Source organism: Ruegeria sp. AF5 (genome assembly GCF_056541905.1).
Genome location: NZ_JBQFYZ010000004.1, coordinates 179,569 through 204,290, shown reverse-complemented (window position 1 = coordinate 204,290; position 24,722 = coordinate 179,569). Strand labels below are relative to the sequence as shown.

27 protein-coding genes are annotated in these 24,722 nt (G+C 58.6%); 20 read left to right on the top strand and 7 right to left on the bottom strand.

All coding sequences use genetic code 11. The features are described from left to right. Positions 1–22: 22 nt before the first annotated feature. The 7 genes from ACR0DS_RS09060 (at position 23) to ACR0DS_RS09030 (ending at position 7,762) form a co-directional block, all read left to right on the top strand. Positions 23–337, top strand: a complete 315-nt coding sequence (locus tag ACR0DS_RS09060; RefSeq protein ID WP_480558744.1) for a hypothetical protein — start codon at positions 23–25, stop codon at positions 335–337. Then, complete coding sequence (locus ACR0DS_RS09055) at positions 271–1,038, top strand: uracil-DNA glycosylase (protein WP_480558746.1); 768 nt, start codon at positions 271–273, stop codon at positions 1,036–1,038. The genes ACR0DS_RS09060 and ACR0DS_RS09055 overlap by 67 nt, the downstream gene beginning before the upstream one ends. Then, on the top strand, positions 1,035–1,634 hold the full coding sequence (locus tag ACR0DS_RS09050; protein WP_480558749.1) for a metallophosphoesterase family protein: 600 nt from the start codon (positions 1,035–1,037) through the stop codon (positions 1,632–1,634). The genes ACR0DS_RS09055 and ACR0DS_RS09050 overlap by 4 nt, the downstream gene beginning before the upstream one ends. Further along, positions 1,631–2,251 (top strand): LysE family translocator, encoded by a 621-nt coding sequence (locus ACR0DS_RS09045; protein WP_480483059.1) that lies wholly within the window; start codon positions 1,631–1,633, stop codon positions 2,249–2,251. The genes ACR0DS_RS09050 and ACR0DS_RS09045 overlap by 4 nt, the downstream gene beginning before the upstream one ends. Positions 2,252–2,257: 6 nt before the next feature. Then, positions 2,258–2,800 (top strand): molybdenum cofactor biosynthesis protein B, encoded by a 543-nt coding sequence (moaB, locus tag ACR0DS_RS09040; protein ID WP_480558751.1) that lies wholly within the window; start codon positions 2,258–2,260, stop codon positions 2,798–2,800. A 106-nt stretch (positions 2,801–2,906) separates the two neighbouring features. After that, positions 2,907–4,355 (top strand): efflux RND transporter periplasmic adaptor subunit, encoded by a 1,449-nt coding sequence (locus tag ACR0DS_RS09035; RefSeq protein WP_480558753.1) that lies wholly within the window; start codon positions 2,907–2,909, stop codon positions 4,353–4,355. A gap of 5 nt (positions 4,356–4,360) precedes the next feature. Next, positions 4,361–7,762, top strand: a complete 3,402-nt coding sequence (locus ACR0DS_RS09030) for an efflux RND transporter permease subunit (RefSeq protein ID WP_480558755.1) — start codon at positions 4,361–4,363, stop codon at positions 7,760–7,762. Here the strand turns inward: ACR0DS_RS09030 and ACR0DS_RS09025 are convergent. After that, positions 7,759–8,178: an NUDIX hydrolase gene (locus ACR0DS_RS09025; RefSeq protein WP_480558757.1), complete on the bottom strand. Its 420-nt coding sequence runs from the start codon at positions 8,176–8,178 to the stop codon at positions 7,759–7,761. The two genes, ACR0DS_RS09030 and ACR0DS_RS09025, sit on opposite strands and share 4 nt — an antisense overlap. Positions 8,179–8,182: 4 nt before the next feature. Then, on the bottom strand, positions 8,183–8,983 hold the full coding sequence (locus ACR0DS_RS09020) for a protein-disulfide reductase DsbD domain-containing protein (RefSeq protein WP_480558759.1): 801 nt from the start codon (positions 8,981–8,983) through the stop codon (positions 8,183–8,185). A gap of 157 nt (positions 8,984–9,140) precedes the next feature. On the opposite strand from ACR0DS_RS09020, the gene ACR0DS_RS09015 reads away from it, so the two are divergent. Continuing rightward, positions 9,141–9,695, top strand: coding sequence for a YqgE/AlgH family protein (locus tag ACR0DS_RS09015; protein ID WP_480474992.1), 555 nt, complete (start codon positions 9,141–9,143; stop codon positions 9,693–9,695). Here ACR0DS_RS09015 and ACR0DS_RS09010 read toward each other — a convergent pair whose 3' ends face one another. Continuing rightward, the gene (locus ACR0DS_RS09010) at positions 9,696–10,646 is read right to left on the bottom strand and encodes an L-threonylcarbamoyladenylate synthase (RefSeq protein ID WP_480558761.1); all 951 of its coding nucleotides are present in this window, start codon (positions 10,644–10,646) and stop codon (positions 9,696–9,698) included. Between the two features lie 138 nt (positions 10,647–10,784). Between ACR0DS_RS09010 and ACR0DS_RS09005 the strand changes: the two genes are divergently transcribed. From ACR0DS_RS09005 to ACR0DS_RS08975, 7 genes are all read left to right on the top strand, one after another. Next, the gene (locus tag ACR0DS_RS09005; RefSeq protein WP_480558763.1) at positions 10,785–12,488 is read left to right on the top strand and encodes an acyl-CoA dehydrogenase; all 1,704 of its coding nucleotides are present in this window, start codon (positions 10,785–10,787) and stop codon (positions 12,486–12,488) included. A 17-nt stretch (positions 12,489–12,505) separates the two neighbouring features. Further along, positions 12,506–13,534: an MBL fold metallo-hydrolase gene (locus tag ACR0DS_RS09000; RefSeq protein WP_480494343.1), complete on the top strand. Its 1,029-nt coding sequence runs from the start codon at positions 12,506–12,508 to the stop codon at positions 13,532–13,534. Between the two features lie 4 nt (positions 13,535–13,538). Continuing rightward, positions 13,539–13,991: a DUF6173 family protein gene (locus tag ACR0DS_RS08995; RefSeq protein ID WP_480475001.1), complete on the top strand. Its 453-nt coding sequence runs from the start codon at positions 13,539–13,541 to the stop codon at positions 13,989–13,991. Positions 13,992–14,047: 56 nt separating this feature from the next. Beyond that, complete coding sequence (locus tag ACR0DS_RS08990) at positions 14,048–15,889, top strand: glycerophosphodiester phosphodiesterase (RefSeq protein ID WP_480616725.1); 1,842 nt, start codon at positions 14,048–14,050, stop codon at positions 15,887–15,889. After that, on the top strand, positions 15,876–16,415 hold the full coding sequence (locus tag ACR0DS_RS08985; RefSeq protein WP_480483080.1) for a hypothetical protein: 540 nt from the start codon (positions 15,876–15,878) through the stop codon (positions 16,413–16,415). The genes ACR0DS_RS08990 and ACR0DS_RS08985 overlap by 14 nt, the downstream gene beginning before the upstream one ends. Before the next feature lie 89 nt (positions 16,416–16,504). Next, the gene (locus ACR0DS_RS08980) at positions 16,505–16,639 is read left to right on the top strand and encodes an aa3-type cytochrome c oxidase subunit IV (protein ID WP_267364539.1); all 135 of its coding nucleotides are present in this window, start codon (positions 16,505–16,507) and stop codon (positions 16,637–16,639) included. Positions 16,640–16,656: 17 nt separating this feature from the next. Continuing rightward, on the top strand, positions 16,657–17,289 hold the full coding sequence (locus ACR0DS_RS08975; RefSeq protein ID WP_480475007.1) for a hypothetical protein: 633 nt from the start codon (positions 16,657–16,659) through the stop codon (positions 17,287–17,289). On the opposite strand, the gene ACR0DS_RS08970 is transcribed toward ACR0DS_RS08975, so the two are convergent. Together ACR0DS_RS08970 and ACR0DS_RS08965 are read right to left on the bottom strand one after the other, a co-directional pair. Then, entirely contained in the window at positions 17,278–17,610 is a 333-nt protein-coding gene (locus ACR0DS_RS08970) for an AzlD domain-containing protein (RefSeq protein WP_209506607.1), read from the bottom strand. The two genes, ACR0DS_RS08975 and ACR0DS_RS08970, sit on opposite strands and share 12 nt — an antisense overlap. Next, positions 17,607–18,317, bottom strand: a complete 711-nt coding sequence (locus tag ACR0DS_RS08965) for an AzlC family ABC transporter permease (RefSeq protein WP_480558767.1) — start codon at positions 18,315–18,317, stop codon at positions 17,607–17,609. Before ACR0DS_RS08965 ends, ACR0DS_RS08970 begins: the two co-directional genes overlap by 4 nt. Here ACR0DS_RS08965 and ACR0DS_RS08960 point away from each other — a divergent pair. The 5 genes from ACR0DS_RS08960 to ACR0DS_RS08940 are packed head-to-tail and all read left to right on the top strand — an operon-like array spanning position 18,316 to position 23,051. After that, positions 18,316–19,254: a formate dehydrogenase accessory sulfurtransferase FdhD gene (locus ACR0DS_RS08960; protein WP_267364535.1), complete on the top strand. Its 939-nt coding sequence runs from the start codon at positions 18,316–18,318 to the stop codon at positions 19,252–19,254. The two genes, ACR0DS_RS08965 and ACR0DS_RS08960, sit on opposite strands and share 2 nt — an antisense overlap. Further along, the gene (mobA, locus tag ACR0DS_RS08955) at positions 19,251–19,907 is read left to right on the top strand and encodes a molybdenum cofactor guanylyltransferase MobA (protein ID WP_209506605.1); all 657 of its coding nucleotides are present in this window, start codon (positions 19,251–19,253) and stop codon (positions 19,905–19,907) included. The genes ACR0DS_RS08960 and mobA overlap by 4 nt, the downstream gene beginning before the upstream one ends. Continuing rightward, the gene (gene mobB / locus ACR0DS_RS08950) at positions 19,904–20,395 is read left to right on the top strand and encodes a molybdopterin-guanine dinucleotide biosynthesis protein B (RefSeq protein WP_480558769.1); all 492 of its coding nucleotides are present in this window, start codon (positions 19,904–19,906) and stop codon (positions 20,393–20,395) included. The genes mobA and mobB overlap by 4 nt, the downstream gene beginning before the upstream one ends. Then, positions 20,392–22,461, top strand: coding sequence for a molybdenum cofactor synthesis domain-containing protein (locus ACR0DS_RS08945; RefSeq protein ID WP_480558771.1), 2,070 nt, complete (start codon positions 20,392–20,394; stop codon positions 22,459–22,461). Before mobB ends, ACR0DS_RS08945 begins: the two co-directional genes overlap by 4 nt. Then, on the top strand, positions 22,458–23,051 hold the full coding sequence (locus ACR0DS_RS08940; RefSeq protein ID WP_480539013.1) for a GNAT family N-acetyltransferase: 594 nt from the start codon (positions 22,458–22,460) through the stop codon (positions 23,049–23,051). The genes ACR0DS_RS08945 and ACR0DS_RS08940 overlap by 4 nt, the downstream gene beginning before the upstream one ends. Here the strand turns inward: ACR0DS_RS08940 and ACR0DS_RS08935 are convergent. Beyond that, positions 23,048–24,043, bottom strand: coding sequence for a hypothetical protein (locus ACR0DS_RS08935; protein ID WP_480539011.1), 996 nt, complete (start codon positions 24,041–24,043; stop codon positions 23,048–23,050). The two genes, ACR0DS_RS08940 and ACR0DS_RS08935, sit on opposite strands and share 4 nt — an antisense overlap. A 14-nt stretch (positions 24,044–24,057) precedes the next feature. Then, positions 24,058–24,528, bottom strand: coding sequence for a transcription elongation factor GreA (greA, locus tag ACR0DS_RS08930; protein WP_209506599.1), 471 nt, complete (start codon positions 24,526–24,528; stop codon positions 24,058–24,060). Positions 24,529–24,722 lie beyond the last annotated feature (194 nt).

The window sequence follows — 24,722 nt, the reverse complement described above, 5'->3', positions numbered from 1 at the left end:
AGGTGCCGCCCAGCGGTATGCAGTGCCCATCAAAGCTGCATCTTTGACCGCCGGAACAGCAGGTGGTGCCGCATTTGAACTGGCCCGCACGGCACTGGCCCTGTTCGTTGTGGAACGTCGCCAATACCGGATTGCCGGTAAGCACCAGTCCAAGCCCGATCAGGAGGATTCGCAAGGTTCTGAGCATCGTGCCCTGATGGTCGACGCGACAGAGCGACCGATCAAGCCCAATTCGCTTTCCATCAGCCCTCAGGCAGGTAAATTACCCATATGGAATCGGGCTTGGACTATTACTCTGCACGGGCCCTGCTGGAATGGCAGGTCGAACTGGGCGTGACCGAGGCAATCGGGGACGCTCCGGTTGATCGATATTCGGTGCCGGATACGTCACCAAAGCCCAAGAAGGCAGAGGTTGCGGCAACCACCCCGTCAAAGCCCGGACAGATCGACCCGGTAACGGTTGCGCAAGCAGCGGCCAAGGGGGCGGGGTCACTGGATCAGCTGCGCGATGCGATGGAAGCTTTTGATCACTGCGAGCTGAAGCGCGGGGCGCGGCAGATGGTTTTTGCTGATGGAACGCCCGGTGCGCGGGTGATGATCATCGGTGAGGCTCCGGGCCGCGACGAAGACCGCGAGGGCAAACCCTTTGTCGGGCGCGCGGGCCAGTTGCTGGATCGCATGTTGGCCGCGATTGATCTGGATCGCAGTCAGAACGTCTATATCACAAACGTGCTGCCATGGCGGCCCCCACAGAACCGTGACCCAAAGCCCGAAGAAATCGGGATGATGAAGCCGTTCCTGGAACGTCACGTGGCGCTGGCCCGGCCCGAGGTTCTGGTGGTTATGGGCAATATCAGCTGTCAGGCCGTTCTGGGCAAGCGCGGGATTACCCGATTGCGCGGCCAGTGGGATCAGGCGCTGGACCTGCCTGTGATCCCGATGTTTCATCCAGCTTATTTGCTGCGCCAGCCGCAAATGAAGCGTCAGGCCTGGGCTGATCTGCTGGAGTTACAAGCCCGGCTGCGAGGTGAGTCATGAAGATCTTGGCGTTTTCCGATCTTCATATGGCGCGCAACCGCGCTGCTGATCTGGTGGCGGCCAGCGCTGATGCCGACCTGGTTATCGGCGCAGGGGATTATTGCAATATGCGGCAGGGTCTGGACGAGGCGATGCAAATGCTTTCGGGCGTTTCAGCGCCGCTGGTCCTGATACCCGGGAATGCAGAAAGCGCAGAGGATCTGGGCAAAGCTGTGCCCGAGGGTGTGCATGTTCTGCATGGAACGGGAATGACGGTGGATGGATTGCGCCTGTTCGGGCTTGGCTACGGTGTTCCACTCACACCGTTTGGTGATTGGTCCTGTGATCTGACCGAGGGTGAGGCCGCCGAACTGCTGGCGCGCTGCAGCGGAGCAGATATCTTGATTTCGCACTCACCGCCCAAGGGCCATGGGGATGTGACCTCGCAAGGCATGGCTGTGGGCTCGATCGCTGTTCGGGACGCGATCGAGCGGATACAGCCCCGTTTCACGTTTTGCGGCCATATTCACGACAGCTGGGGATATCGCGGCTCGATCGGCCGCACCCGGATCGCCAACCTTGGTCCCAAGGTAAACTGGTTCGAGGTCGCTGTATGATTGAGTTGGTAACGCTGCTTGCCTTCATTCCCGCCGCGCTGGCGCTGAACCTGACACCGGGCGCGGATATGATGTTCTGTTTCGGTCAGGGCCTGCGATCAGGTCCGCGCGCCGCAATTGCCGCAAGTGCCGGGATATCCGCGGGTGGAATGATACAGGTCCTTCTGGCTGGGCTGGGCCTCGGCGCGGCGGTTGCGGCCTTGCCATGGCTGTTCGATGTCATTCGCTGGGTTGGTGTTGCATACCTGTTGTATCTTGCCTGGGGTGCTGTTCGAAATGGCGCAGTGTCGGCCGAGACCCCCGTCAAACCGGCCCGGTTGTCCTTTCGGGATGGGATGCTTGTCAATCTGACGAACCCCAAGGTTATTCTGTTCGTTCTGGCCTTTATCCCGCAATTTGTGGACCCGTCGCAGGGGTCGGTCCTGATGCAGTTTTTGATCTTCGGCACAATCATCGGCATCGGTGGGTTCGTCGTGAACGGGCTGGTTGGTGTTTTCGCCGGAAGCGCGGGGCGCCATCTGGTCTCGAATCCGCGCGCCTCACGTATTCTGGGCTGGATTACAGGGGGCATTTTTGCGGCCCTTGCGGTCCGGCTTGCCATTCTGGAAAGGGCCTGACACCACATGTCGCGCATTGACGAAACCATGGAGTTCATCCCGGTTAAGATCGCCGTACTGACTGTTTCGGATACCAGATCGATGGAAGAGGACCGCTCGGGTCAGACATTGGTGGACCGGATTGAAAAGGCTGGCCATGTCGTCGCGGATCGCAGGATAATTCGGGACGAGCGCAGACAGATTGCAGATCAGTTGCGCGCGTGGGTGGCGGATGAACAGATCGACGTCGTGATTTCGACCGGCGGCACGGGTCTGACTGGGCGCGATGTCACCGTCGAGGCGCATCGCGATGTCTATGAAAAAGAGATCGAAGCCTTTGGCACTGTCTTCACGATCATCTCGATGGAGAAGATCGGAACTTCGGCGGTGCAGTCGCGGGCGACGGGGGGCGTTGCGGGGGGGACATACCTGTTCGCCTTGCCCGGCAGCCCGGGGGCCTGCAAGGACGCGTGGGACGGTATTTTGGAAAAACAGTTCGATTATCGCCATCGCCCGTGCAATTTTGTGGAAATAATGCCCAGATTGGACGAACATCTGCGACGGAAGTAGACTGGTCATACGTTCCATTCCGTATAACCGCCTTGTGGCTTGGCATATTTCCTGATCCAGCTACATGTTGTGGACGGCAGCGTGGTGCAACCGGGGTAACTGATCGATGCGATTTCTGCGGCATAGTCTTGTCGGTATTTTTCTGGCGTTTCTGGCGCTGGCTTTGTTGTTTGTTGCCGTGCAGATGATCGTTGGGGCCGTTCAGGAGGCTTTGACGCACGATAACGCGACACCTCCCGCTCGAGAAAGGATCTTTGCTGTTTCGGTTCGGCCTGCCGAGGCGGAAACCGTCACCCCATATCTTGAAGCTTTCGGAGAGGTTCAAAGCCGCCGCAGGCTGGAGTTGCGCGCGGCGCTTGGCGGTCGCGTTGTCGCGCTGGCGGAAGACTTTGAAGATGGTGGAATTGTCGAGGCTGGCGAAGTGCTGGTTGAACTGGATCCGGCAGATGCGCAATCCGCACTGGATCGGGCCAAGTCCGACCTCTTGGACGCTCAGTTTGAAGAGCGCGATGCAGAACGCTCGTTGCTGCTGGCGCAGGACGAGCTGAAATCGGCTGAGGCTCAGGCGGAACTGCGGGAAAGGGCGTTGCAACGTCAACGCGATCTGGAATCTCGGGGCGTGGGGGCCGCCGCTAGCGTGGAAGAGGCCGAACTGGCTGCCGCAGCGGCGCAACAGGCCGTACTGGCGCGGCGTATTGCGCTGGCACAGGCTGAATCCCGTGTGGATCAGGCATCAACCCTGTTGGCCCGCGCCATGATAGCACTGGAAGCTGCGGAACGTGATCTGGGCGACATGACAATCCGGGCAGGCTTTGGCGGTACTTTAACGGATGTGACACTTGTGGAAGGGCGGCTGGTATCGGCAAATGAAAAGCTGGCTGAACTGGTTGATCCCAACGACCTTGAGGTGGCATTTCGGGTGTCGACCGCGCAATATGTGCGGCTTCTGGATGGCGGCGATCGTCTGATCAATGCGCCGGTCACCATATCTCTTGAAGTCACAGGGACCGATCTGACCGCAATTGGCCAGATTAGCCGCGATAGCGGGTCTGCCGGTGAAGGCCAGACCGGGCGGTTGATCTATGCCCGCCTGCAAGAGGCATCGGGGTTTAAACCCGGGGATTTCGTTACGGTTTCAGTTCAGGAACAACCGCTTGCCGGAGTTTACCGGTTGCCGTCTTCGGTCCTTGATGCATCCGGAACAGTTCTGGTGCTTGGCCCTGATGACCGTTTGGAAAGCCTGCCGGTTCAGCTCATCCGCCGTCAGGGGGACGAGGTTCTGCTGCGGGGCGACGGGTTGGAAGGGCGAGAGGTCGTCGTCGGACGAACCCCCCTGCTTGGGTCGGGCGTGCGGGTACGGCCCCTTCGGTTTGAGGCGGGTGCAGACCCTGGAATGGTCGAGCTGACGGACGAGAAACGCGCCGAACTTGTGGCGCGAGTCGAGGCGAACAGTGCGATGCCTCCGAAGGAAAAGACGCAGGTTCTAACCCGGCTGCGCGAAGCTCGTGTGCCGACGTCTTTGGTGCGCAGTATTGAAACCAGGGCTGGGGGATAAACGCCATGATGCGCGAGATACCTGGCGCGGCGGGCGGCATTCTCAGTTACTTCACGCGGCATCGGACAGTTGCCAACCTGCTGTTGCTTGTCATGCTGGTTCTTGGCGCGGCGGCAATCCCGAACATGCGGGCGCAGTTCTTTCCGGACGTCATTCTGGAACGCGTCGATGTATCCGTAACCTGGGAAGGTGCCGGGCCCGAAGACATGGACGCCGGAATCGTGCAGTTGCTGGAACCTGCGCTGCTGGCCGTCGAAGGGGTGATCAGCACCGAGGCTTCCTCGCATCATGAATGGACCCGGATCAGGCTGGAATTCGAACCCAACTGGGATGTGTCCCGTGCTGTCGAGGATGTTAGGACCGCCGTAGACGCTGTCACAGATCTGCCGGAAGACGCTGAGGAGCCCAAGATTCAACGCGGGGCGTGGCGTGATCGGGTGACGGATGTAGTGATCACGGGGCCGACCGATACTGCTCAACTGGCGAAGCTGACGGATGAGCTTATCAATCGTTTATTCGCATCTGGTGTGACCCGCACGACAATCCGAGGTATTGCCGCACCGCGCATTGTTGTCGAAGTCACCACAGCGCAATTGATTGCCAATGATATCTCAATGGCGGAAATCGCGGCGGCGATCGGGGATGAAGTCACCACGGATCCTGCGGGTGATGTGGAAGGCGCCGGGGCTCGTATCCGGGCAGGGACTGAGAAACGCACGCCCGAACAGATCGAAGGCATCGCGCTGCGGGTGAACGAAGATGGGTCGAAGCTGAAGGTTGGTGACATAGCAACACTTCGGATCGAAGACGTCACCCGGCACCGCAGCTATTATGTGGGCGACAATCCCGCCATGTCCATCAGAGTGGACCGGTCGAACCTGGGAGATGCGATAGGTATTCAGCACACGGTCGAGGACGTTGCCCGGGAGATGCAGGCTAGCCTGCCTGAAGGTGTGAGAATTGATCTGATCCGTACCCGGGCGCAAGCGATTACCGACCGGCTGAACATCCTCGTGGATAACGGGCTGATGGGGCTGGGGCTGGTTGTCATCCTGTTGTTTCTGTTTCTGAATGCGCGCATTGCGTTTTGGGTCGCGGCGGGTATCCCGGTGGCGATGTCGGCGGCGATTGCGCTGATGTATCTGGGCGGTCTGTCGCTGAACATGGTTTCCCTGTTCGGTCTGATCATCACCTTGGGGATCGTCGTAGATGATGCCATTGTCGTGGGCGAGCACGCCGATTATCGCGCCCGCCGATTGGGTGAGACACCTGTGGAAGCCGCAGAGCGTGCCGCCCGTCGAATGGCAATGCCGGTTCTGGCCGCCACGGTAACGACGGTGATTGCGTTTTTCGGCCTGACGTTGGTTGGAGGACGTTTCGGAGAACTGATCCGCGATATCCCCTTCACGGTGATCGCAGTACTGGTTGCATCGCTGGTGGAATGCTTCTTGATCCTGCCCAATCACATGGCGCACGCAATTGCGCATTCGGCCAAGGAACACTGGTACGATCTGCCGAACCGTGTCGTCAATCGTGGCTTTCGTTGGGTTCGGGATCACTTGTTCCGTCCGCTGATCGCCTGGGTGATCTGGGCGCGTTATGTGGTCGCCGCGCTGATGATCGCCATCCTGGCCAGTCAGGTCGCATTGTTCATTCGTGGCGACGTGAACTGGCGGTTCTTCAACGCACCTGAACGCAGTTCAGTCAGCGGCGGGTTTATTATGCGCGAGGGGTCGACCCGGTCAGATACACTTGAGATGATGCGCATTCTACAGGACGCAACCAACGAACTGGGCCGGATCTACGAAGAGCGTCATGGCCGAAATCCAATTGACTATGTCCTGGCCGAAGTTGGTGGCAATGCCGGGCGTGCGCTTGCTGCGGCTGACGGCAAGGACGGCAGTGTGCTGGGTGGTATTTCGATTGAATTGATCGACGCCGATCTGCGCCCCTATTCGAGTTTTGAGTTTGTGGGCGAGCTACAGGATTTCGTACCGCGCCACCCCAAGGTCGAAGTGATCAGCTTCCGTGGTTGGCGATCTGGCCCCGGTGGCGACGCCATCGACGTGCAGTTCTATGGCTCGGACGTAAATGTACTGAAAGCCGCATCTGAAGATTTGCAAACCGCGCTGTCGAAGTTTCCTGAAGTCTCGGCGCTTGAGGACACTTTGGCATATGACAAGGAAGAGTTTCTTCTTGATCTGACGGCACAGGGTCAGGCGCTGGGCTTTCGGATCGAAACGCTGGGGCGGGCTTTGCGCAACCGTTTGAACGGGATTGAGGCCGCAACCTTCCCCGACGGGCCGCGCAGTGCTGAGATCCGTGTCGAACTGCCCGACGGTGAACTGACAGCAGATTTTCTGGAACGAACTCTGATGCGTTCTCCTGACGGAGTCTATGTACCGCTGGCTGATATCGTTTCGGTCGAACGCAAGTCCGGGTTTTCGACGGTTCGGCGTGAAAACGGCCTGAGGGTGGTTTCGGTAACAGGTGACATTTCGGAAGACGATCCGGCACGGGCCGCCGAAATTGAACGCGTGATGCAGGACGAGATCCTGCCCAATATCGCAGCCGAAAGGCAGGTTGAGTGGCGCATGTCGGGTCTGAGCGAACAGGAAAACGAATTCCTGTCCGAGGCCCGAAATGGTCTGATCCTGTGCCTGACCGGTATTTATCTTGTACTGGCCTGGGTTTTTGCCAGCTGGACACGACCCCTTGTGGTTATGGCGATAATTCCCTTTGGCCTGGTAGGGGCAATCTGGGGCCACTACATCTGGGAGGTGCCGCTTAGCATGTTCACGGTGGTCGGGTTGCTGGGCATGACAGGGATCATCATCAACGATTCGATCGTTTTGGTGACTACGATCGACGCATACCAGCAGGATCGCGGGTTGATTCCGTCTATTCTGGATGGCACGGCAGACAGGTTGCGACCTGTCATGCTGACCACGCTGACGACGGTTCTTGGGCTTGCACCCTTACTATATGAAGGCTCTCAACAGGCGCAGTTCCTGAAACCGACAGTAATCACACTGGTCTACGGGCTTGGTTTCGGAATGTTGCTGGTGTTGGTACTTGTGCCTGCCTTGCTGGGAGTTCTCAATGACGTGGCACGTCCGATGACAGCCATGCGGCGCGCGGCGCGGGCCCCTGACAAGGTTGTTCGTGGCGCGTTGGCCGGAACCGGCGCGATGCTTGGGGTCTGGTTTGCCTTGACGATGATCTGGCCTGCCATCAACGGTGCACCGCTTGCTATGCTACAAGGTCTTTATCCCGGTGATGATGGCATTGCCGCATTGAAAATGGGGCTGGGCGCGTTTGTTGCCGGAGCTGTGCCGATTGTGATTCTGAGCATTGCTGCCTCAGGCATGCTTTATGGTCGCCTCACGAAATCGGCAGATGCTTAAACCGCAAGCAAGGCATATTCCAAAAGCTCAATGACCCGCGCGCTCATGGGCAGGTTGCCCTGGCGTATCTGATCGACGGGAAACCACCGGGCATCCAATGCGTCGTCACCGGCCCTCGGCGTTCCCGAGCTATACTGGCAGGCGACCCCGACCAGCAGGTAATGGGACACGACCAGCCCATCTGGGGTTCGGCGCAGAAGGTCCAGATTGTTCAGATAATGTGACGGTTGCGCGATCACCGAGGTTTCTTCCAGCAATTCGCGTTGCGCCGCTTCCAATACGGTTTCACCCCATTCGACATGGCCACCGGGAAACCCCCACAGCCCGGCGTCGGGCTGCTTGCTGCGCTGAACCAGAAGAACCTGATCCTGATGCAGAACAACGGCCAGGGCACCGATTTTTGGTGATTGGGTCATGAATTCAGCCTGCGCTGCAGCCCTGAATATCAACTGCGTGATTGGCGCCCAGAACTGTAATCCGGATTTCAGACCGATCCAGTGCAAAGGGTGTGCCCGATGCATTGATAATCTCGGCCTCGGCCACCAACGTATCACCTTGCCGTTGCGCAACCGGCTGCGACGCCCAGAGGGAGGGATTGCCGGGTTCGATCACAGCCACTTCATGACCACCTGCCGATGGCATGGTCACTCGTGCTTCGATACGCATACCATCTTTAGTCGGCGTCAGACGACAGGTGGCACTGGACACGCGAGCTTCTTGCGCGGAATAAGGGCGTTGCGCCAGTGCGGCGGCAATCGCGGGATGGCGTCCGGCATTGGCGTCGAGCGTGTGGTCAAAGCCCAGACGTTCCGGAATACAAACGTCTTTGCAAACGCCCAGATCCATTTCGCCCTGCAATCGGACCGGCTTGGCAGGGTTGCGCGGCGTAATCTCAATCGGAAGGACCAGTTGGTTCTTGTAACCGATCGACTGCAACCCGTTCTGATCGAAGACATCGGGGGCAGGCCATGTGATTTCAACACGCCCGACATTGCTTGAGCGTTTCCAGTTGATTTCCGGCGGGATGCCAGCATCTCCTGGCGCGCGCCAGTAGGTTTTCCAACCATCCTCAAGCGTCAGCTTCAAGGCGGTAAGATAAGTGCCGTTTGCAGTCCGTCCGCCATCCAGAACATTCAGCTGAACCACGCCGTCCAGACCCTGAGCGGCAACCGGGGCGGATAGATGCAGGCAAACGAGTGCGGCGACAGCAGTGTGTTTCATCGACATCTTCATCCCTCTTAAATGCGCGGCGTTGACCCGGATTCCAAGTCACGTTCTGTTCACTGGGATGAAATCCGCCAAAATACCTGTTGTTCTCTTGCCAATAGACATGCTGCGGGGCCATTGTTGAGGTGTTCTGAGAAAGAGATGGCGGCCCATGGACCTGACCGGAAAACTGTTGATTGCGATGCCCGGTATGGGGGATCCGCGATTCGACCATTCGGTGGTGTATGTGTGCAGCCACGGCGACGATGGAGCCATGGGTTTGATTGTGAACAAGCCCTCGGACCTGCGGATCAAGACTTTGCTGGGTCAACTGAACATCGCCTGCCGTATTCCGATTGTCGGAGAGCGCCTTGTGCATTTCGGTGGGCCGGTCGAGATGTCGCGCGGCTTTGTCCTTCACAGCGCCGATTACGAGGCCAACCTGCATTCAATGCAGATTTCCGAGGATTTCAGCATGACGGCGACACTTGATGTGCTCGAGGATTTGGCGTCAGGCAGCGGGCCGCTGAACTCGATGCTGGCGCTGGGTTATTCCGGCTGGGGGCCCGGTCAGCTTGAGGATGAAATTGCCATGAACGGTTGGCTGACCACCGACGCGACACCCAAGCTTGTTTTCGATGTGCCCGATGATGCGAAATGGGAGGCAGCGTTGGCTACTTTGGGCGTGGACCCGCTAACCCTTTCTGCCAGCGCAGGGCGGGCCTGATCAGCTGTCGCGAGGTGCTGCAGCGCGCCGCAGCCGGTCATTGATTGCCGCCCCCAATGCCGTGCCTGGGATCGGAGAAACGGCAATCGGTCTCCCGGTTTCGTTCAGTTGATGCAGAAACGCAAACAGATTTGCCGCCGCTTCGGTCAGGTCGCCGATGGCGGACAAGTTCAGGTCGCACTCAACCTGTCCAAATCCCAGCAACACCTCGTCACCCTGACGGGTTTCGGCATTCAAACGGACCGGAGCATCCGGCGCATAATGCGATTGCAACTGGCCGGGGGCGGTCAGAAGGTCACCGGATTGATGCAGATGTAGGTGTGTTTTCAGCGTCTCTTCGATTTGCTCCAGCGCGATGCCACCTGGACGCAAAAGCGCGGGTTCCCCAGCCAGACCGATGATGGTGGATTCAAGCCCGACACCGCACGGCCCGTCATCCAGAACAGCCGCGATCTTGCCGCCAAGACCCGACCAGACATGACTTGCCTTGGTCGGACTGATCTGACCCGACGGGTTTGCAGACGGCGCAGCAACCGGGCCATCAAATTCGGCCAGCAGCGCGTGCGCTGTCGGATGTGCCGGAACGCGCACGGCCAACGTATCCAAACCTGCCGTCACCAGCGATGAAATCCCGTGCCCTTCGCGCAAGGGCAAAACCAAGGTAAGCGGACCGGGCCAAAAGGCCTGCGCCAGATGCTCGGCCTGATCTGACCATTGCACATACCGTTGCGCCGCGGCGACCGAAGCGACATGTGCGATCAGCGGATTGAAACTGGGCCGCCCCTTGGCCTCGTAGATCGACGCCACCGCCTGCCCGTTGCGTGCATTGCCGCCCAGGCCATAGACGGTCTCGGTCGGGAAGGCGACCAGAAGGCCCTGTCGCAACATATCTGCAGCCCGCGCGATACCGCCGGGATCCGCCGTCAATTCCTGAGTGCCGGTTGAGATCATAACTGGTGACGCCGCGTTTTGGTTGCTTGAAACATAGGGGACAGTAGGTAATTGATCCAAGCTCATACGCTTACCGGCGCTTGCCCACAATTCCAAGCCTGCCGATATGTTCTGAATTGTTAGCCTTCGAGAGTGATCATGCCCTATCGCACCCCAATTTCAGATTACCAGTTCCTGCTGGACCATGTGGTCGGGTTCGACCAGGTCGCTGCGACGGATAAATTTGCTGATGCCAGCGGGGATGTGGTCAGTGCGATCCTGACCGAAGCTGGAAAAATGTGCGAAGAGGTGATGGCCCCTCTACAGCGCCCCGGTGATCTGGAACCTGCACGACTTGAAAATGGCGTGCTGCGAACTTCTCCGGGATATGCAGACGGTTGGAAGGCAATTGCCGAAGGTGGCTGGATCGGGATCAGTGGCAATCCTGAATACGGGGGGATGGGGCTGCCTATGACCATCACCACGGCGGTCAACGAGATGATGAGTGCTGCTTGCCTGTCGCTTCAACTTGCGCCGCTTATGTCTCAGGGCCAGATTGAGGCGTTGGAGCATCACGCCAGCGACGAATTGAAAGCGCTGTATCTGCCTAAGATGATGACGGGGGAATGGTCGGGCACCATGAACCTGACCGAAGCTCAGGCCGGATCGGATGTTGGCGCGCTGTCTGCGAAGGCTGAGCCGAACGGTGACGGGACATATTCGATCACCGGTCAAAAGATATTCATCTCGTGGGGCGATACCGATTTTACCGAGAATGTCTGCCATCTGGTACTGGCTCGCCTTCCCGATGGAGTGCCCGGCACCAAAGGGATTTCATTGTTCCTTGTCCCTAAATTCCTGCCTGACGCAAATGGTGACCCGGGCGCGGCCAATGATCTAAAAGTGGTTTCGCTGGAACACAAGATGGGTTTGCACGGATCGCCCACCTGCGTGATGCAATATGACAGAGCCAAAGGCTGGCTGGTGGGTGCCGAACATGGCGGTATGGCTGCCATGTTTACCATGATGAACAATGCGCGTCTTGGTGTGGGCGGACAGGGCGTGGGCGTGGCCGAAGGAGCATACCAGCACGCGTTGGCCTATGCCCTGGAACGGAAACAAGGCAAAACGCCGTCCGGGACGATCATCGATCATGCGGATGTGCGCCGCATGCTTTTGGATATGCGTGCTGATGTTTATGCCGCGCGCGCGATCCTGTTGGCCAATGCGGTTGCGATCGATATGGCAGAGGCCACTGGTGACGCCGATTGGGCTGCGCGGGCCGCGCTGTTGACGCCGATCAGCAAGGCGTTTGGTACTCAGACCGGGATGCGTGTGGCTGAAACCGGGGTCCAGGTGCATGGTGGCATGGGGTATATTGAGGAAACCGGCGCGGCACAGTTCTATCGCGATGCGCGTGTCACCGCGATCTACGAGGGCACCAACGGTATTCAGGCGATGGACCTTGTTGCGCGGAAGATGATGGACGGGGGCGAGGCTGCTTCGAACTTGCTGGATGAGATCGAAGACCAGGCCGAACGCGCCCGTGCAATGCTGCCTGATCTGGCGGGTCCGGTCTGGGAAGCCACCGAAACACTGCGCGAGGCGACAGAATGGCTGGTCGCACAGGACGATTTGAATAACCGCTTTGCAGGCGCAGTTGCTTATTTGCAGGCTTTTGCCCGGGTGCTGGGCGGGCATTATCACCTGACCGCAGCCCTTGCCGACCCAGAGGGACCGCGGGCGAAACTGGCGCGATATTATATCAACACCCTGTTGCCCGAACATTCGGGCCTTTTGGCGCGGGCGCAGAACGGGGCGAATGACCTTTTCGCGCTGAGCACGGACGAGTTTGCGGCCTGATGGATGGGGATCACGTCTTGGGGATCAGATATCCGTGGGCTGAACCGCCCGCGCAGGGCGCAGCCACCGAGATTGCCCAAGGTGTTCTCTGGATGCGCCTGCCCCTGCCGATGGCGCTGGACCATGTAAACATCTACGCTCTGGACGATGGCGACAGCTGGACAGTGATCGATACAGGGCTGTCCTCGAACAAGACGCGGCGCATCTTGGAAGCGTTGATGGCCGGGCCGCTTGCAGGCAAGCCGATCAGGAGGGTGGTGGTGACTCACCATCATCCCGACCATGTTGGCAATGCCGGATGGTTTCAGACGGAACACGGCGCCGAGCTGGTGACAAGCCGCACCTCGTGGCTGTTTGCGCGGATGCTGACGCTGGATGTGCAGGAAACCTGGCCGCAAGAAACGCTGGAATTCTATCGCAGCGCGGGGATGGCATCCGAAGTTCTGAACAAACGGATGGCGGACCGGCCCTTTAATTTTGCCGACACGGTCTATCCCATGCCGCTGGGTTTTACCGGGATCAAGCAGGGTGACGTGATCCGTATGGGTGGACGTGACTGGGACGTTCATATGGGCAATGGCCATGCGCCGGAACACGCCACCTTCTGGAGCCGCGATGACAATCTGGTACTCAGCGGTGATCAGATCCTCAGTTCAATCAGTCCCAATCTGGGTGTCTATGCGACCGAACCCATGGCAGATCCGGTGTCAGGATGGATGGAGGCCTGTGAGAGGCTTCAGGTACTCGCCCGTCCCGATCATCTGGTTTTAGGCGGGCACAAATTGCCCTTCACCGGTCTGCCGTTGCGCATGAAGCAGTTGATTGACAACCACCATGGCGCGCTGGAACGGTTGCTGGATCATCTGGATCAGCCCAAATCTGCCGCTGACTGCTTTATGCCGCTGTTCAAACGTACAATCCAAGAGGGTGAGTATGGCCTTGCGCTGGTTGAGGCGGTTGCACATGTAAATCACCTCTACCACATTGGTGCAGTAACCCGGACGCAACGCGCGGATGGGGCATGGCTGTATCAGCGCAAAGGGTAGACGAATGCAGGACCAGATCGAAACCTCGGCCGAGGCCGCAGAAGCCGCAGCGTTGCCAAGATGTTACGAGGTGCACGCCGATCCGAAAGCCGAATCCGGAACCAAAAAACTGCCAGAGACGCTGAAAAAACCGGTGGCCAGCAAAAGCCCCGCACAATGGGCCTACGAGCGGCTAATCCTGTATATCCAGAATTTCGAACAGACATTGGACGGCGATCATGAGGTCGCCATGGGTTTCACTGGCGGCGATGCAGGCGTGATGCGGATCGAGGGGATGGGTTATTTCGACCCCGACATGATAACCTTTTACGGGTCCGACGGGACCGGAGCCCGCACGCAACTGGTGCAACATGTCAGCCAGTTGAACGTGATGTTGCGTGCGCTTCCCAAATCGGTTGAAGACAAGCCAGCCAACCGCATCGGGTTCCGCCTGGCTGCGGACCTGAAAGACAGCTGACTTGCAATTCACGTTTGCGCGCCTTTGAATGAATGTATCAGTTCGGAGGCGACCGCGTGAACAGATATTTCCATGCCGTAACACATGCCTACGCGGGGGCTTGGGCCCGGCGTCGGGTTTTTGTGCCAATTTATATCGCTGTGCGATTACTGCTTGTTGCGCTGATTGCGCCAGGGGTGGCACTGACGGTCAATCTGGCAGTCTCTCTGTCTGACCAGACGGCCTTGACGGATCAGGACATTGCCATGTTCCTGCTGTCTCCGGTCGGGTTTATCTCGTCTGTTGTAGTTCTGAGCCTGTTTCTGCTGGCCGAGGTCTTTGTGTTCTCGGTCATGGCCGGGTCGCTGCGTATGGGCGAACAAGATCCCTGGCGCGCTGGCAGTGCGGCGCTCGCGTTGATCCTGTCCCGTTTCCCGGCGTTGTTCGGATTTGCCGTGCGTTTCATCCTGCGTGTCCTGTTGCTTGCCCTGCCATTCGTGGCTGTCGCTGGCCTGATCGCTTGGTGGACGCTGACTGAATATGACATCAACTATTACCTGACCTTCCGCCCCCCCGCCTTCAAGGTGGCGGTTCTTCTGATCGGAGTGGTTGTTCTTGTACTGGCGTGGCTTTTGATCCGTCGCCTGTCCGCCTGGGCGCTGGCCCTGCATTTGGTCCTTTTCGAACGAACTGCGCCCCGAACGGCGTTTGCCCAAAGTGCGCAGAAGATGGAAGGCAGGCGCGGGCGGTTGAAGATCGAACTTGCCCTTTGGCTGGGGATGCGCCTTGTCATCGCCGCTTTGATTGCCGCAGTGGCCAGCCTTTTGTTTACTTTCGTACCCGTGCAGGACGGCAGCAACCTCAAGCTGGCCCTGACCTTCAGTTTTGTCGTCGCAGGGCTGTGGTCATTGGCGGGGCTGGTTCTGGCGGCAACGGCGCTGGGCGCGTTGGCCGTCTTGTTGGACGGGTTTTTCGATTTTGATGCAAAAAAGATCGCCCACCCAGAACCCCGGAAAATTCGGGCGCCTGTATTTGTGACAGTGGGCGCATCCCTTGCCGCGTTGGTTATTGGCCTTTGGTCAGGTCAAAGTCTGCTGGAACGTGTGCAGGCCCCGGATCATGCCGAGGTCATTGGCCACCGGGGTGCAGCGGCCTTGCGGCCGGAAAACACGATGGCCTCGGTTCTGAAAGCCATCGAGGACGGCGCGGATTGGGTTGAAATCGACGTTCAGGAATCTGCGGATGATGTGATCATCGTGGCCCATGACAGCGATTTCATGAAGCTGGCGGGTGTTAACCTGAAGGTCTGGGATGCAACGATGGCGGATGTGGCAGATATCGACATCGGCAGCTGGTTTGATCCGGAATACGCCTCGGAACGAACGCCAACTCTGCGTGATGTGCTGGAGGCGGCCAAAGGCAAGTCCAGGGTTCTTATCGAACTGAAATACTATGGCCATGATATTGATCTGGAAAACCGGGTGATCAATCTGGTGGAAGAGTTGGAGATGCAGGACGAGGTCGCCACCATGTCGTTGAAATATCCGGCCGTCCAAAAGATGAAGAAACTGCGCCCGGACTGGCGTTCGGGTGTATTGGCTGCCACAGCCATTGGTGATCTGTCGGGGTTGGAGGGCGAGTTTGTCGCCATCAATGCTGGGATGGCAACGCCGGGCCTGATCCGAAAGGTTCACGATGCCGGTAAGGATATCTATGTCTGGACCGTGAACGATCCGCTGCAAATGTCCAAAATGGCGTCTATGGGTGTTGATGGTCTGATCACCGACCGCCCGGCCATGGCCAATGAGGTTCTGCGCGTGCGTGCCGAAATGGGACCAGCAGAGCGGCTGATGTTGTGGTTGGCCACGACTTTCGGATTGCAGGTCGACACCAAGGCGATGCGCGATGAAAGCCCTTAATCTTTCGCTGCTGTTGCTCGTTATTCCGCACGCCGCCTTGGCACAGGACTTGATGCGCCGGTTCGAAATGCCTGCCCATCGCGCCTTGATGGACCAGAGCGAAAGCGCCGAGCTGCAACCATTCGAAACAGACGGGTGTTCGGGTGGATTGTCTGCAAGCTGGCGCTGGGTGGCAAAGCAGTTCCCGCAGGTTGGCGAGCTTTTTGAAGAACATCCGCCTTGGGAAAACTGTTGTGTGATCCACGACCGGGCATATCACAATGCCGGCGGCGCGGATTCGGCCGAGGAAAGCTATGACGCGCGTTTGGCGGCGGATGATGCCCTGCATGCCTGTGTTAAGGCGCATGGAGATCTGTATGCCGACGAATACGCGGATCGCTATGATATGGAACCTGACCAGATCCGCACCATTCACGCGATCACCGCGGATGCCATGTATGGGGCGGTTCGTTTCGGTGGCGGGCCGTGCAGCGGCCTGCCCTGGCGATGGGGGTTCGGTTATCCCGGATGCTCGGTCCTCAAGTAAGCGCGCCCTGCGCGCGAATGACGTGGTGACAGGCGTTTTGTTTTCCATTATCCAACAAATCAAACACGCGAATTGGGATTCTGAGACTCATGGCTGAATACAAGCACGGCGAAATGAACATCGACGTTCAAACCAAAACTTTCAACGGTTTCATCAAAGCCACCACTTGGTGTGTGGTCGCGATCGCCTTGTTGTGCCTGTTCCTGGCAGTTTTCGCCTCGTAAGCAATTCGGGGGCGGCTTTGCTCAGGATATTGACTGCGTGCCTCGTGGCCGCAACGCTGGCTGGTTGCGCTGCATCACAGCGCCCGCAAGCGGATCAGACTGAAATTACGTCCCGCTCCTATCGCGATCCGGGGCCATCGACCCTGACCTTGTACACGATGATCAGCACCCGAACCGGTTCGGGTGCGCATACGTCGTTGATGATCAGCGGCAGTGAGCGGGTTATTTTCGACCCGGCAGGATCGTTCCGGGCGGATGTTGTACCGATCAGGAACGATGTGCTGTACGGTATTACCCCGAATGTCGAACGTGCGTATCGCAGCAGCCACGCCCGCGAAACACATTATGCGCGCATCCAGACGATCGAGGTCACTCCGCAACAGGCCGAAATTGCATTGCAACTGGCCAAGCAGATGGGCCCAGTGGCTGGTGCATTCTGTGCGAACTCTACCTCGCAGCTGTTGCAGCAGGTTCCGGGGTTCGAACAGATCACGACCACATTCTATCCGGTCAAACTGTCCGATCAGTTTGGAGCGTTGCAAGGCGTTCAAACGGCGGAATACCGTGAAAACGACGACGCGGACCTGCAAAAGGGACTGGCGTTCAACAATGCGCGCCTGAACCAGCTGGACGCGGCTTCATCCAACTAGATACAGCAATGTGTAAAGTGTTGCCGCCCCGGTAAAAATGGCCGCCAGGACGTTCTTGGTTAGAATGCCGACAGACAATGCAACCGCTGCAGCCGACATACGGGGTATATCCGGTTGTCCTTCGGTGGCCGCAGGCCAAACCACCAGCGGCGCGATCAGTGCGGGCAGGATGGCCACGGCTGTATATCGAAGGTGACGTAACAACCAGGGCGGCATCGGGCGATCACCGACGAGACCGATGAAGGTAAAGCGCAAAGCATAGCTGCCCACCGCAAGACCCACGATGATGATCCATATTGTTGTCTGGTCGATCTGGTTCATGGCGCGTTCCGCTTTAGCATCAATTCTGCCTGCGCGCCGGCCATCATCCCTGCCGCGCCTGCGATCAGCAGGCCCAGATTGAACGGCACACTCACGGTCAGCAGGGCAACGACAATGGCGACCAGGGCGGCGATGACATGGGCCAGCGTACGCATCATTGGCCCGATCATCGCCAGAAAGGTGATCGGCAGGGCAAAGTCCAGCGCCCAGCTTTCCGGTATTTGAGCGCCCAGCTCGGCACCCAGACAGGTTCCCAAAACCCACAGCGGTGTGATCGGAGTGACCGAACCCAGGAAATAGGCCATTCGCTGGGTGATCGTCAGATCAGGCTCTTTTTCGAACTGCGCGATTGAACAGGCGTAAGACTGATCCACGATCAGGTAAGCCGCACATGCTCTCTGCCACAAGGGCGCGGCACCCAGATACGGCGTCAGCGACGCGGAATACATCGCGACCCGCAGGTTCACTGCCAGGGCCGAGATCAAAACGATGATCGTCGGTGTTTCATCCTGCAGAAGTTGCAGAGCTGTGAACTGCGCCGCGCCTGCAAAAACAGTGATGGAAAAGGCAATGGTCTGCACGATATTCAACCCTGCTTCTGTCGAGAAGACACCGAACAACAGACCAAAAGGCACAGCCACGAAGACAAACGGCGTGCCGTCGCGAAAACCTTTCCAGAAGTATGACTTGGATGTGGCAGAGGCCATGGCTAAATCCTATGGTGACGCCAGCAGCAGTATCGGTCTTGTGGAGGGGTTGCAATTGGTCACCGAAACCGACGTGTCAGACTATGTAATCGCGCCTGATCCGGGCGCGGCCCGCCTGACCCGTGCGGTCGAGGGTGTGGATCAGAATGGCGAGGTCAGCCAGATTTCAGTGGTCGAAGAGCGCCCACTGACGATCTTCCTCAACGCGCAGGAAATTGTGACGGCGATGACCATTGGCGACTATCCCGAATACCTGGCGCTGGGTTTTCTGCGAAATCAGGGCATGTTGCTGGCTGATGATGAGATTACCCGTGTCGATTACGATGATGATCTTGAAACCGTTGTTGTCCGCACCGCACGCGCGACTTCGTACGAAGACAAGCTGAAGAAAAAGACACGCACCAGTGGCTGCGCTGTGGGAACGGTGTTCGGGGACATGATGGAGGGCCTTGACGGCGTTCAGCTGCCACAAGTGCAGGTACGGACCTCGTGGCTTTACGAACTGGCGGCCAAGATCAACCGCACCCCGTCGCTTTATCTTGAGGCCGGGGCAATTCATGGGACTGTACTGTGCCGCGAAAACCGCCCGCTGGTTTATATGGAAGACGTGGGTCGCCATAACGCTGTCGACAAGATCGCAGGCTGGATGCTGTCCGAGGGTGCGACGGCAGAGGACAAGATCCTTTATACCACCGGTCGCCTGACATCCGAGATGGTGATCAAAACGGCGATGATGGGCATTCCCGTATTGGCGTCCCGTTCCGGCTTCACCGCCTGGGGTGTTGAGATCGCGCGTGAGGTAGGCCTTACGCTGATCGGTCGGATGCGAGGACAGCGCTTTGTTTGTCTATCTGGTGAGGAACGGTTGGTTCGTGATGTGGACCCGTCGACGGTTGTGGCCGAAGACAGGAAACACCGGCGGAAGAGTAGCCAATGAGTGATGAAAACAGGAAACCCCTCGGCGTCATCCTCGCAGGCGGGCAGGCCACCCGGATGGGCGGCGGTGACAAAGGTCTATTGCAGATTGGTGGGCAGAGCTTGCTGTCCCATGTCGTTGACCGGCTGTCTCCGCAAGTCGATGGTTTGGCCCTGAACGCAAATGGCGACCCCGAGCGTTTCAGCGATCTGACGCTACCCGTTCTGCCTGACTCGATCGAAGGCTTCGCTGGCCCTTTGGCCGGTGTTCTGGCGGGGCTCGATTGGGCGGCAGACCAGGGGGCCGACAGCATCGTAACGGCTGCCGCAGATACACCGTTCTTCCCGCGTGATCTGGTGGCGCGCCTGCAAGAGGCGGCAGCGGGGCAGGTGCATCCTCTGGTCTTGGCCACTACTCCGCGAACGGGCGACGAGGCGCTGAAATCCGGTGGGGGCAGGCGGGTCAACCGGCACCCGACCTTTGGGCTCTGGCCTGTGGCGTTGCGCGATGATCTGCGGGCGGCTCTGACGGACGGGTTGCGCAAGGTCGTGCTGTGGACTGATAAACACGACGGGCGCGAGGCTTTGTTCCAGGCTGACCCGTTTGATCCGTTCTTCAACGTCAATACGCCTGACGATTTGGACCGCGCCCGGACATTGTTGGAGCAGGTATGAGAGTCTACGGCGTCACTGGCTGGAAAAACGCAGGCAAAACAGGGCTGATGGAACGGCTGGTGGCCGAGATCACGGGGCGGGGCTTTGCCGTCTCAACCGTCAAGCACGCGCATCACGGCGTCGATGTGGATCAGCCGGGCACGGACAGCCATCGTCACCGCGTTGCTGGCGCCAGCGAGGTGTTGCTTGCGTCGGGGCAGCGCGTCGCCTTGATGCAGGAGCTGCGCGGCGCACCCGAGCCGCCATTGGGCGAACTGCTGGCGCGGCTTTCACCGGTTGATCTGGTGCTGGTTGAAGGCTTCAAGCGGGAAGGCCACCCAAAGATCGAGGCGTTTCGCGCCGAGACGGGAAATCCTCTGATTGCGATTGAAAACGAAACTATTCGTGCCGTTGCCAGCGACACGGCGCTGGAACTGGATCGCCCGGTTTTCGACCTGAACGACACAGTCAGGATCGCGGACTTCATATTGGATGAGGTCGGTTTGTGACCCCGTTCCAGACCTTTGCCATGGTGGACTGGTCTGGTGGAAATGACACCGGGCCAACACCGCGCAAAGACGCGATCTGGGTCTGTATTGTGCGTGAAGGGCAGGCACAGGAACCCGAATACCTGCGCAACCGGGCGCTTGCCGAGGCGTGGCTGGATGCCCTGATCCGCACCGAACTGAAGGCAGGTCGCCGCCTGTTTCTGGGGTTCGATTTCCCTTTTGGATACCCGAAGGGCTTTGCCCGCGCGATCACCGGAACGGATGACTCCTTGACCTTGTGGGACTGGTTCGAACAACATGTCGAGGACGGTCCGAAAACGAACAATCGTTTCGACTTGGCAGGCCGGATCAATCGACAATTCGGAGGAAGAGGCCCATTTTGGATGAATGGCCTCGGGCGTGACATTGATGGTTTGCCGCGAACCAAGACGGGCTATTCCAATCCGTTTTCCGACCGTCGTGCGGTTGAAGCCTTGGCAAAAGGCAGTTTCACCTGCTGGCAGATGGCGGGTGCAGGCGCGGTCGGTGGGCAGGTGATGATGGGGCTTCCAGTTCTGAGCAGGCTCCGCAATCGCTTTGCCGGGCAAGTCGCGGTCTGGCCGTTCGAGTCGTTGGATAGACCTATCGCCTTTGTGGAAATCTGGCCGTCGCTCACCTTGGGTGCGCCACCGGACGGGCGGATCAAGGATGCTTGGCAGGTCGAACAGGTCGCCTTGACTCTGTCGCGTTTGACAGAGCAGGAGTTGAAAGCGCAATTAGATGTTTCAGCGGCAGAGGAAGGCTGGATATTGGGTGTTACACAGAACAAGCCGAACATAGCCCCGCCACCGTTGCGCAACGATTGTTTTGCACTGCCAGCGGGTGTGGAGTGGACGCCGGTTGATGACGCCTTGGCCTGTTTGCGCGACAGGTTGCATCCGATTACCTCGGTCGAGGTGGTCGCGCTGAACAAGGCGAGTGGGCGCATTCTGGCAGAGGATGTGATAGCCCAACGTTCCAACCCGCCGCAGCCGAATACAGCCGTGGATGGGTTCGGGTTCGCTGGTCCGGTTTCAGATGGGCCACAGGTCCTGCCGCTGGTCGATGGGCGTGCAGCAGCCGGTATCCCGTTCGACGGTGATGTTCCCGAGGGTCAGGCAGTGCGCGTTCTGACGGGTGCCGCGCTGCCTGATGGAGTGGATACGGTTATTCTGGAAGAGGATGTCACAGTAAAAGACGGGCATATCGCATTCCATGGTCCGCTGAAACAGGGGGCGAATACCAGGCAAGTGGGCGAGGATGTGGCCGCGGGCGATCTGGCCCTGCCTACAGGGCGCCGATTGACACCGGCTGATCTTGCGCTGCTCACCGCTTTGGGCATTGCCGAGGTGAAGGTGCGCAAACCGCTGCGTGTCGCCGTGGTATCGACCGGTGATGAACTGGTCGACGCCGGAGAGTGCGCCGGACCGGGTCAGATATTCGACGCCAACCGCCCGATGCTTCTGTCTCTGGTCGAGAGATTGGGGTTTGTACCTGTGGATATGGGGCGTGTGTCAGATGATCGGGATGCCCTGCGGGAACGGCTGGACCAGGCTGCGGAACAGGCAGATGTGATACTGACGAGTGGTGGCGCATCTGCTGGTGACGAAGACCACGTATCTGCCTTGCTGCGCCAGGCGGGGGCGATGCAACATTGGCGGATCGCCTTGAAACCCGGTCGCCCTCTGGCTTTGGGGTTGTGGTCCGGAACTCCGGTCTTTGGACTGCCCGGCAATCCCGTTGCCGCCTTGGTCTGCACCTTGATCTTTGCGCGACCGGCGCTGGGCCTGATGTCTGGCGAAGGCTGGATCAAGCCGCAAGGGTTCGAAGTGCCCGCTGCCTTTGAAAAGCGCAAGAAACCGGGCCGCCGCGAATACCTGCGCGCGCGCATACGGGAAGGCCGGGTTGTAGTCTTCAAGTCAGAAGGATCAGGCCGGATCAGCGGGCTCAGCTGGGCCGAAGGGCTGGTCGAAATAGAAGATGGTGCCCGGCATATCCAACCCGGGGATATGGTTCGGTTTATCCCGTATGGCAGTTTTGGGTTGTGAAAATCACGGTCTCACGCGGTTTTTCTGATGCGGAACGCCCACTGGTGGCGACCCTGTTCTGGCAGGCATTTTCGGCGAAACTGAACAAAGTCATGGGTCCGGATGAAAAGGGGCTGGCTTTCTTCGAAACTTCGTTGAACCCGGATTTCGCGCTTGTTGCACGGGACAAGGAAGACCGGATTTTGGGGCTTGCAGGTTTCAAGACACGCGATGGTGCATTGGCCGGAGGCGGAATGTCAGACCTTGCAAAGGTCTATGGCTGGCTTGGGGCCATTTGGCGCGCCCTCATCCTCAGCATTTTGGAGCGCGAATTGAAACCCGGCGTGTTTCAGATGGATGGCATATTTGTGGCCGCGGGCTCGCGTGGCAAAGGGGTTGGTACTGCCTTGCTGGATGCCGTTAAGTGTGAAGCGCGGAAACAAAACATGTCAGTGGTTCAGCTTGACGTTATCGACACAAATCCCCGCGCCCGCGCTTTATACAAGCGCGAAGGATTTCGGCCTGTGGGTGAAGAAAAAACCGGGCCTTTAAGTTACTTGTTTGGTTTCAGCAGCGCGACCAAGATGTCTTGGGTCGTTTTGCCTGATTAATCAAACGTCCCGGCTACGCGCCCCAGCAACATGAACGCCCGCGCGGTGCGGGTCTCACCCAACGCGCTCAGTTCTGCATCGCTTGCGGTGGGCTCGAACTCGGCCATCATCTTGTCGAAGCGGCGAAGAAAATGGTGGGCGGCGTCGCGGAAAATGGGATCCTGTTTCATCCGCGCAGCTGTCAGCGCCAGCGAGGACCTGTCGCGTACACCCCCAAGCGCGGCAACGGCGCGACCCCTCGCGCCCTGCGCGAACTGACGCCAGATTTCGGGCCGGGCCATGTCAGGGCGCAGGTCGTCCATATAGATGCCTTCCTGGCTGAGCAGTGTAAGAACATCCTGCGAGGCTTGTACGATCTGCGCCGTCTTGCGGTCTTTCAGCGCCACGCGCAGGGCATTAAACCCTTCGGTGTCATTCTGAGTTTCCGGGAAGTTCAAGGCGCGGATAAAGATATCGGTGCTCAGCGGTGGCGCAATTTCTTCCGCAGATGTGCCCAGTTCAAGCGAGGTTTGAGCACCTGCAACGAGTGGTTTTGCAGGGGCATAAGGGGGCGTTGTGCGCTTGGTCGAAAATGTTGCCAGAGCGCTTTCGGTTTTCCGCGTCGCGGCTGCGATCTCATCCAGTTTCTTTGCTACCGCAGGTTCGTAGGTGCTGGATGCGCGCTGCTGCTGCGCCACATAAGCCTGACGGATCGCATCAATCGCAGTTTGCAGCCGCGCGCTTTCCTCGCGCATCACGCGGCTGGCACGCATGGCAGTGGCCGCGACCCAGATCATCGCCACAGGCATGAAAACGGCCAGAAAGGTGACAACAAAACCACCGCTCTGCGCCTTACCCGGCAACACCAGAAAAACAACCGACACCACCAGCCAAATCAGGCTGAGCACCAGTGCGGCAATCTCAATCTCGGTGACAGACGGCGCCTTTGGGCGGTCATAGATGCCCAGCGAAGTCGGTCTTTCAGTTTCCGGGTCAGGTTTGGGCCCCGACATTACATGCGCTCCGGTCAGGCGTACTTGATACTCAGAATTTCATAAGAGCGCACGCCGCCAGGGGTGCGCACCTCGACACTGTCACCTTCGTCCTTGCCGATCAGGGCGCGGGCGATGGGGGATTTGATATTCAAAAGGCCAGCTTCGATATTGGCTTCATATTCACCGACGATCTGCCACGTCTTTTCTTCGTCGGTATCCTCGTCAACCAATGTAACCTTTGCGCCAAACTTGATCGCGCCAGACAGTTTTGCAGGGTCAATTACATCCGCCAGTGACAGGATACCTTCCAGTTCCTTGATGCGACCTTCGATAAACCCCTGCTTTTCGCGGGCTGAATGATATTCGGCGTTTTCTTTCAGGTCGCCAAGTTCTCGCGCCGATGCGATGGCTTCGATGATCGCAGGGCGTTCGACGGATTTGAGGTTCTTCAGCTCAGCTGCGAGTGCGGCATTGCCCGCAGGCGTCATCGGGATCTTTTCCATACTCTCTACGTCCACGCATAAACTGACTCGCCCCGCCGCACAGAAGCGTCGGGGCGAGTCCTAGGTTGACGATTACCTGACCCAAATACCACGTGAATTGCAAGGGGTGTCAGCAGGTGCAGCGATCAATTTGCAACATTGCGCCGGCGGGATTGTTTCGGGTGTGGCCTATGGCGATGGTCCGGTTGCCCACC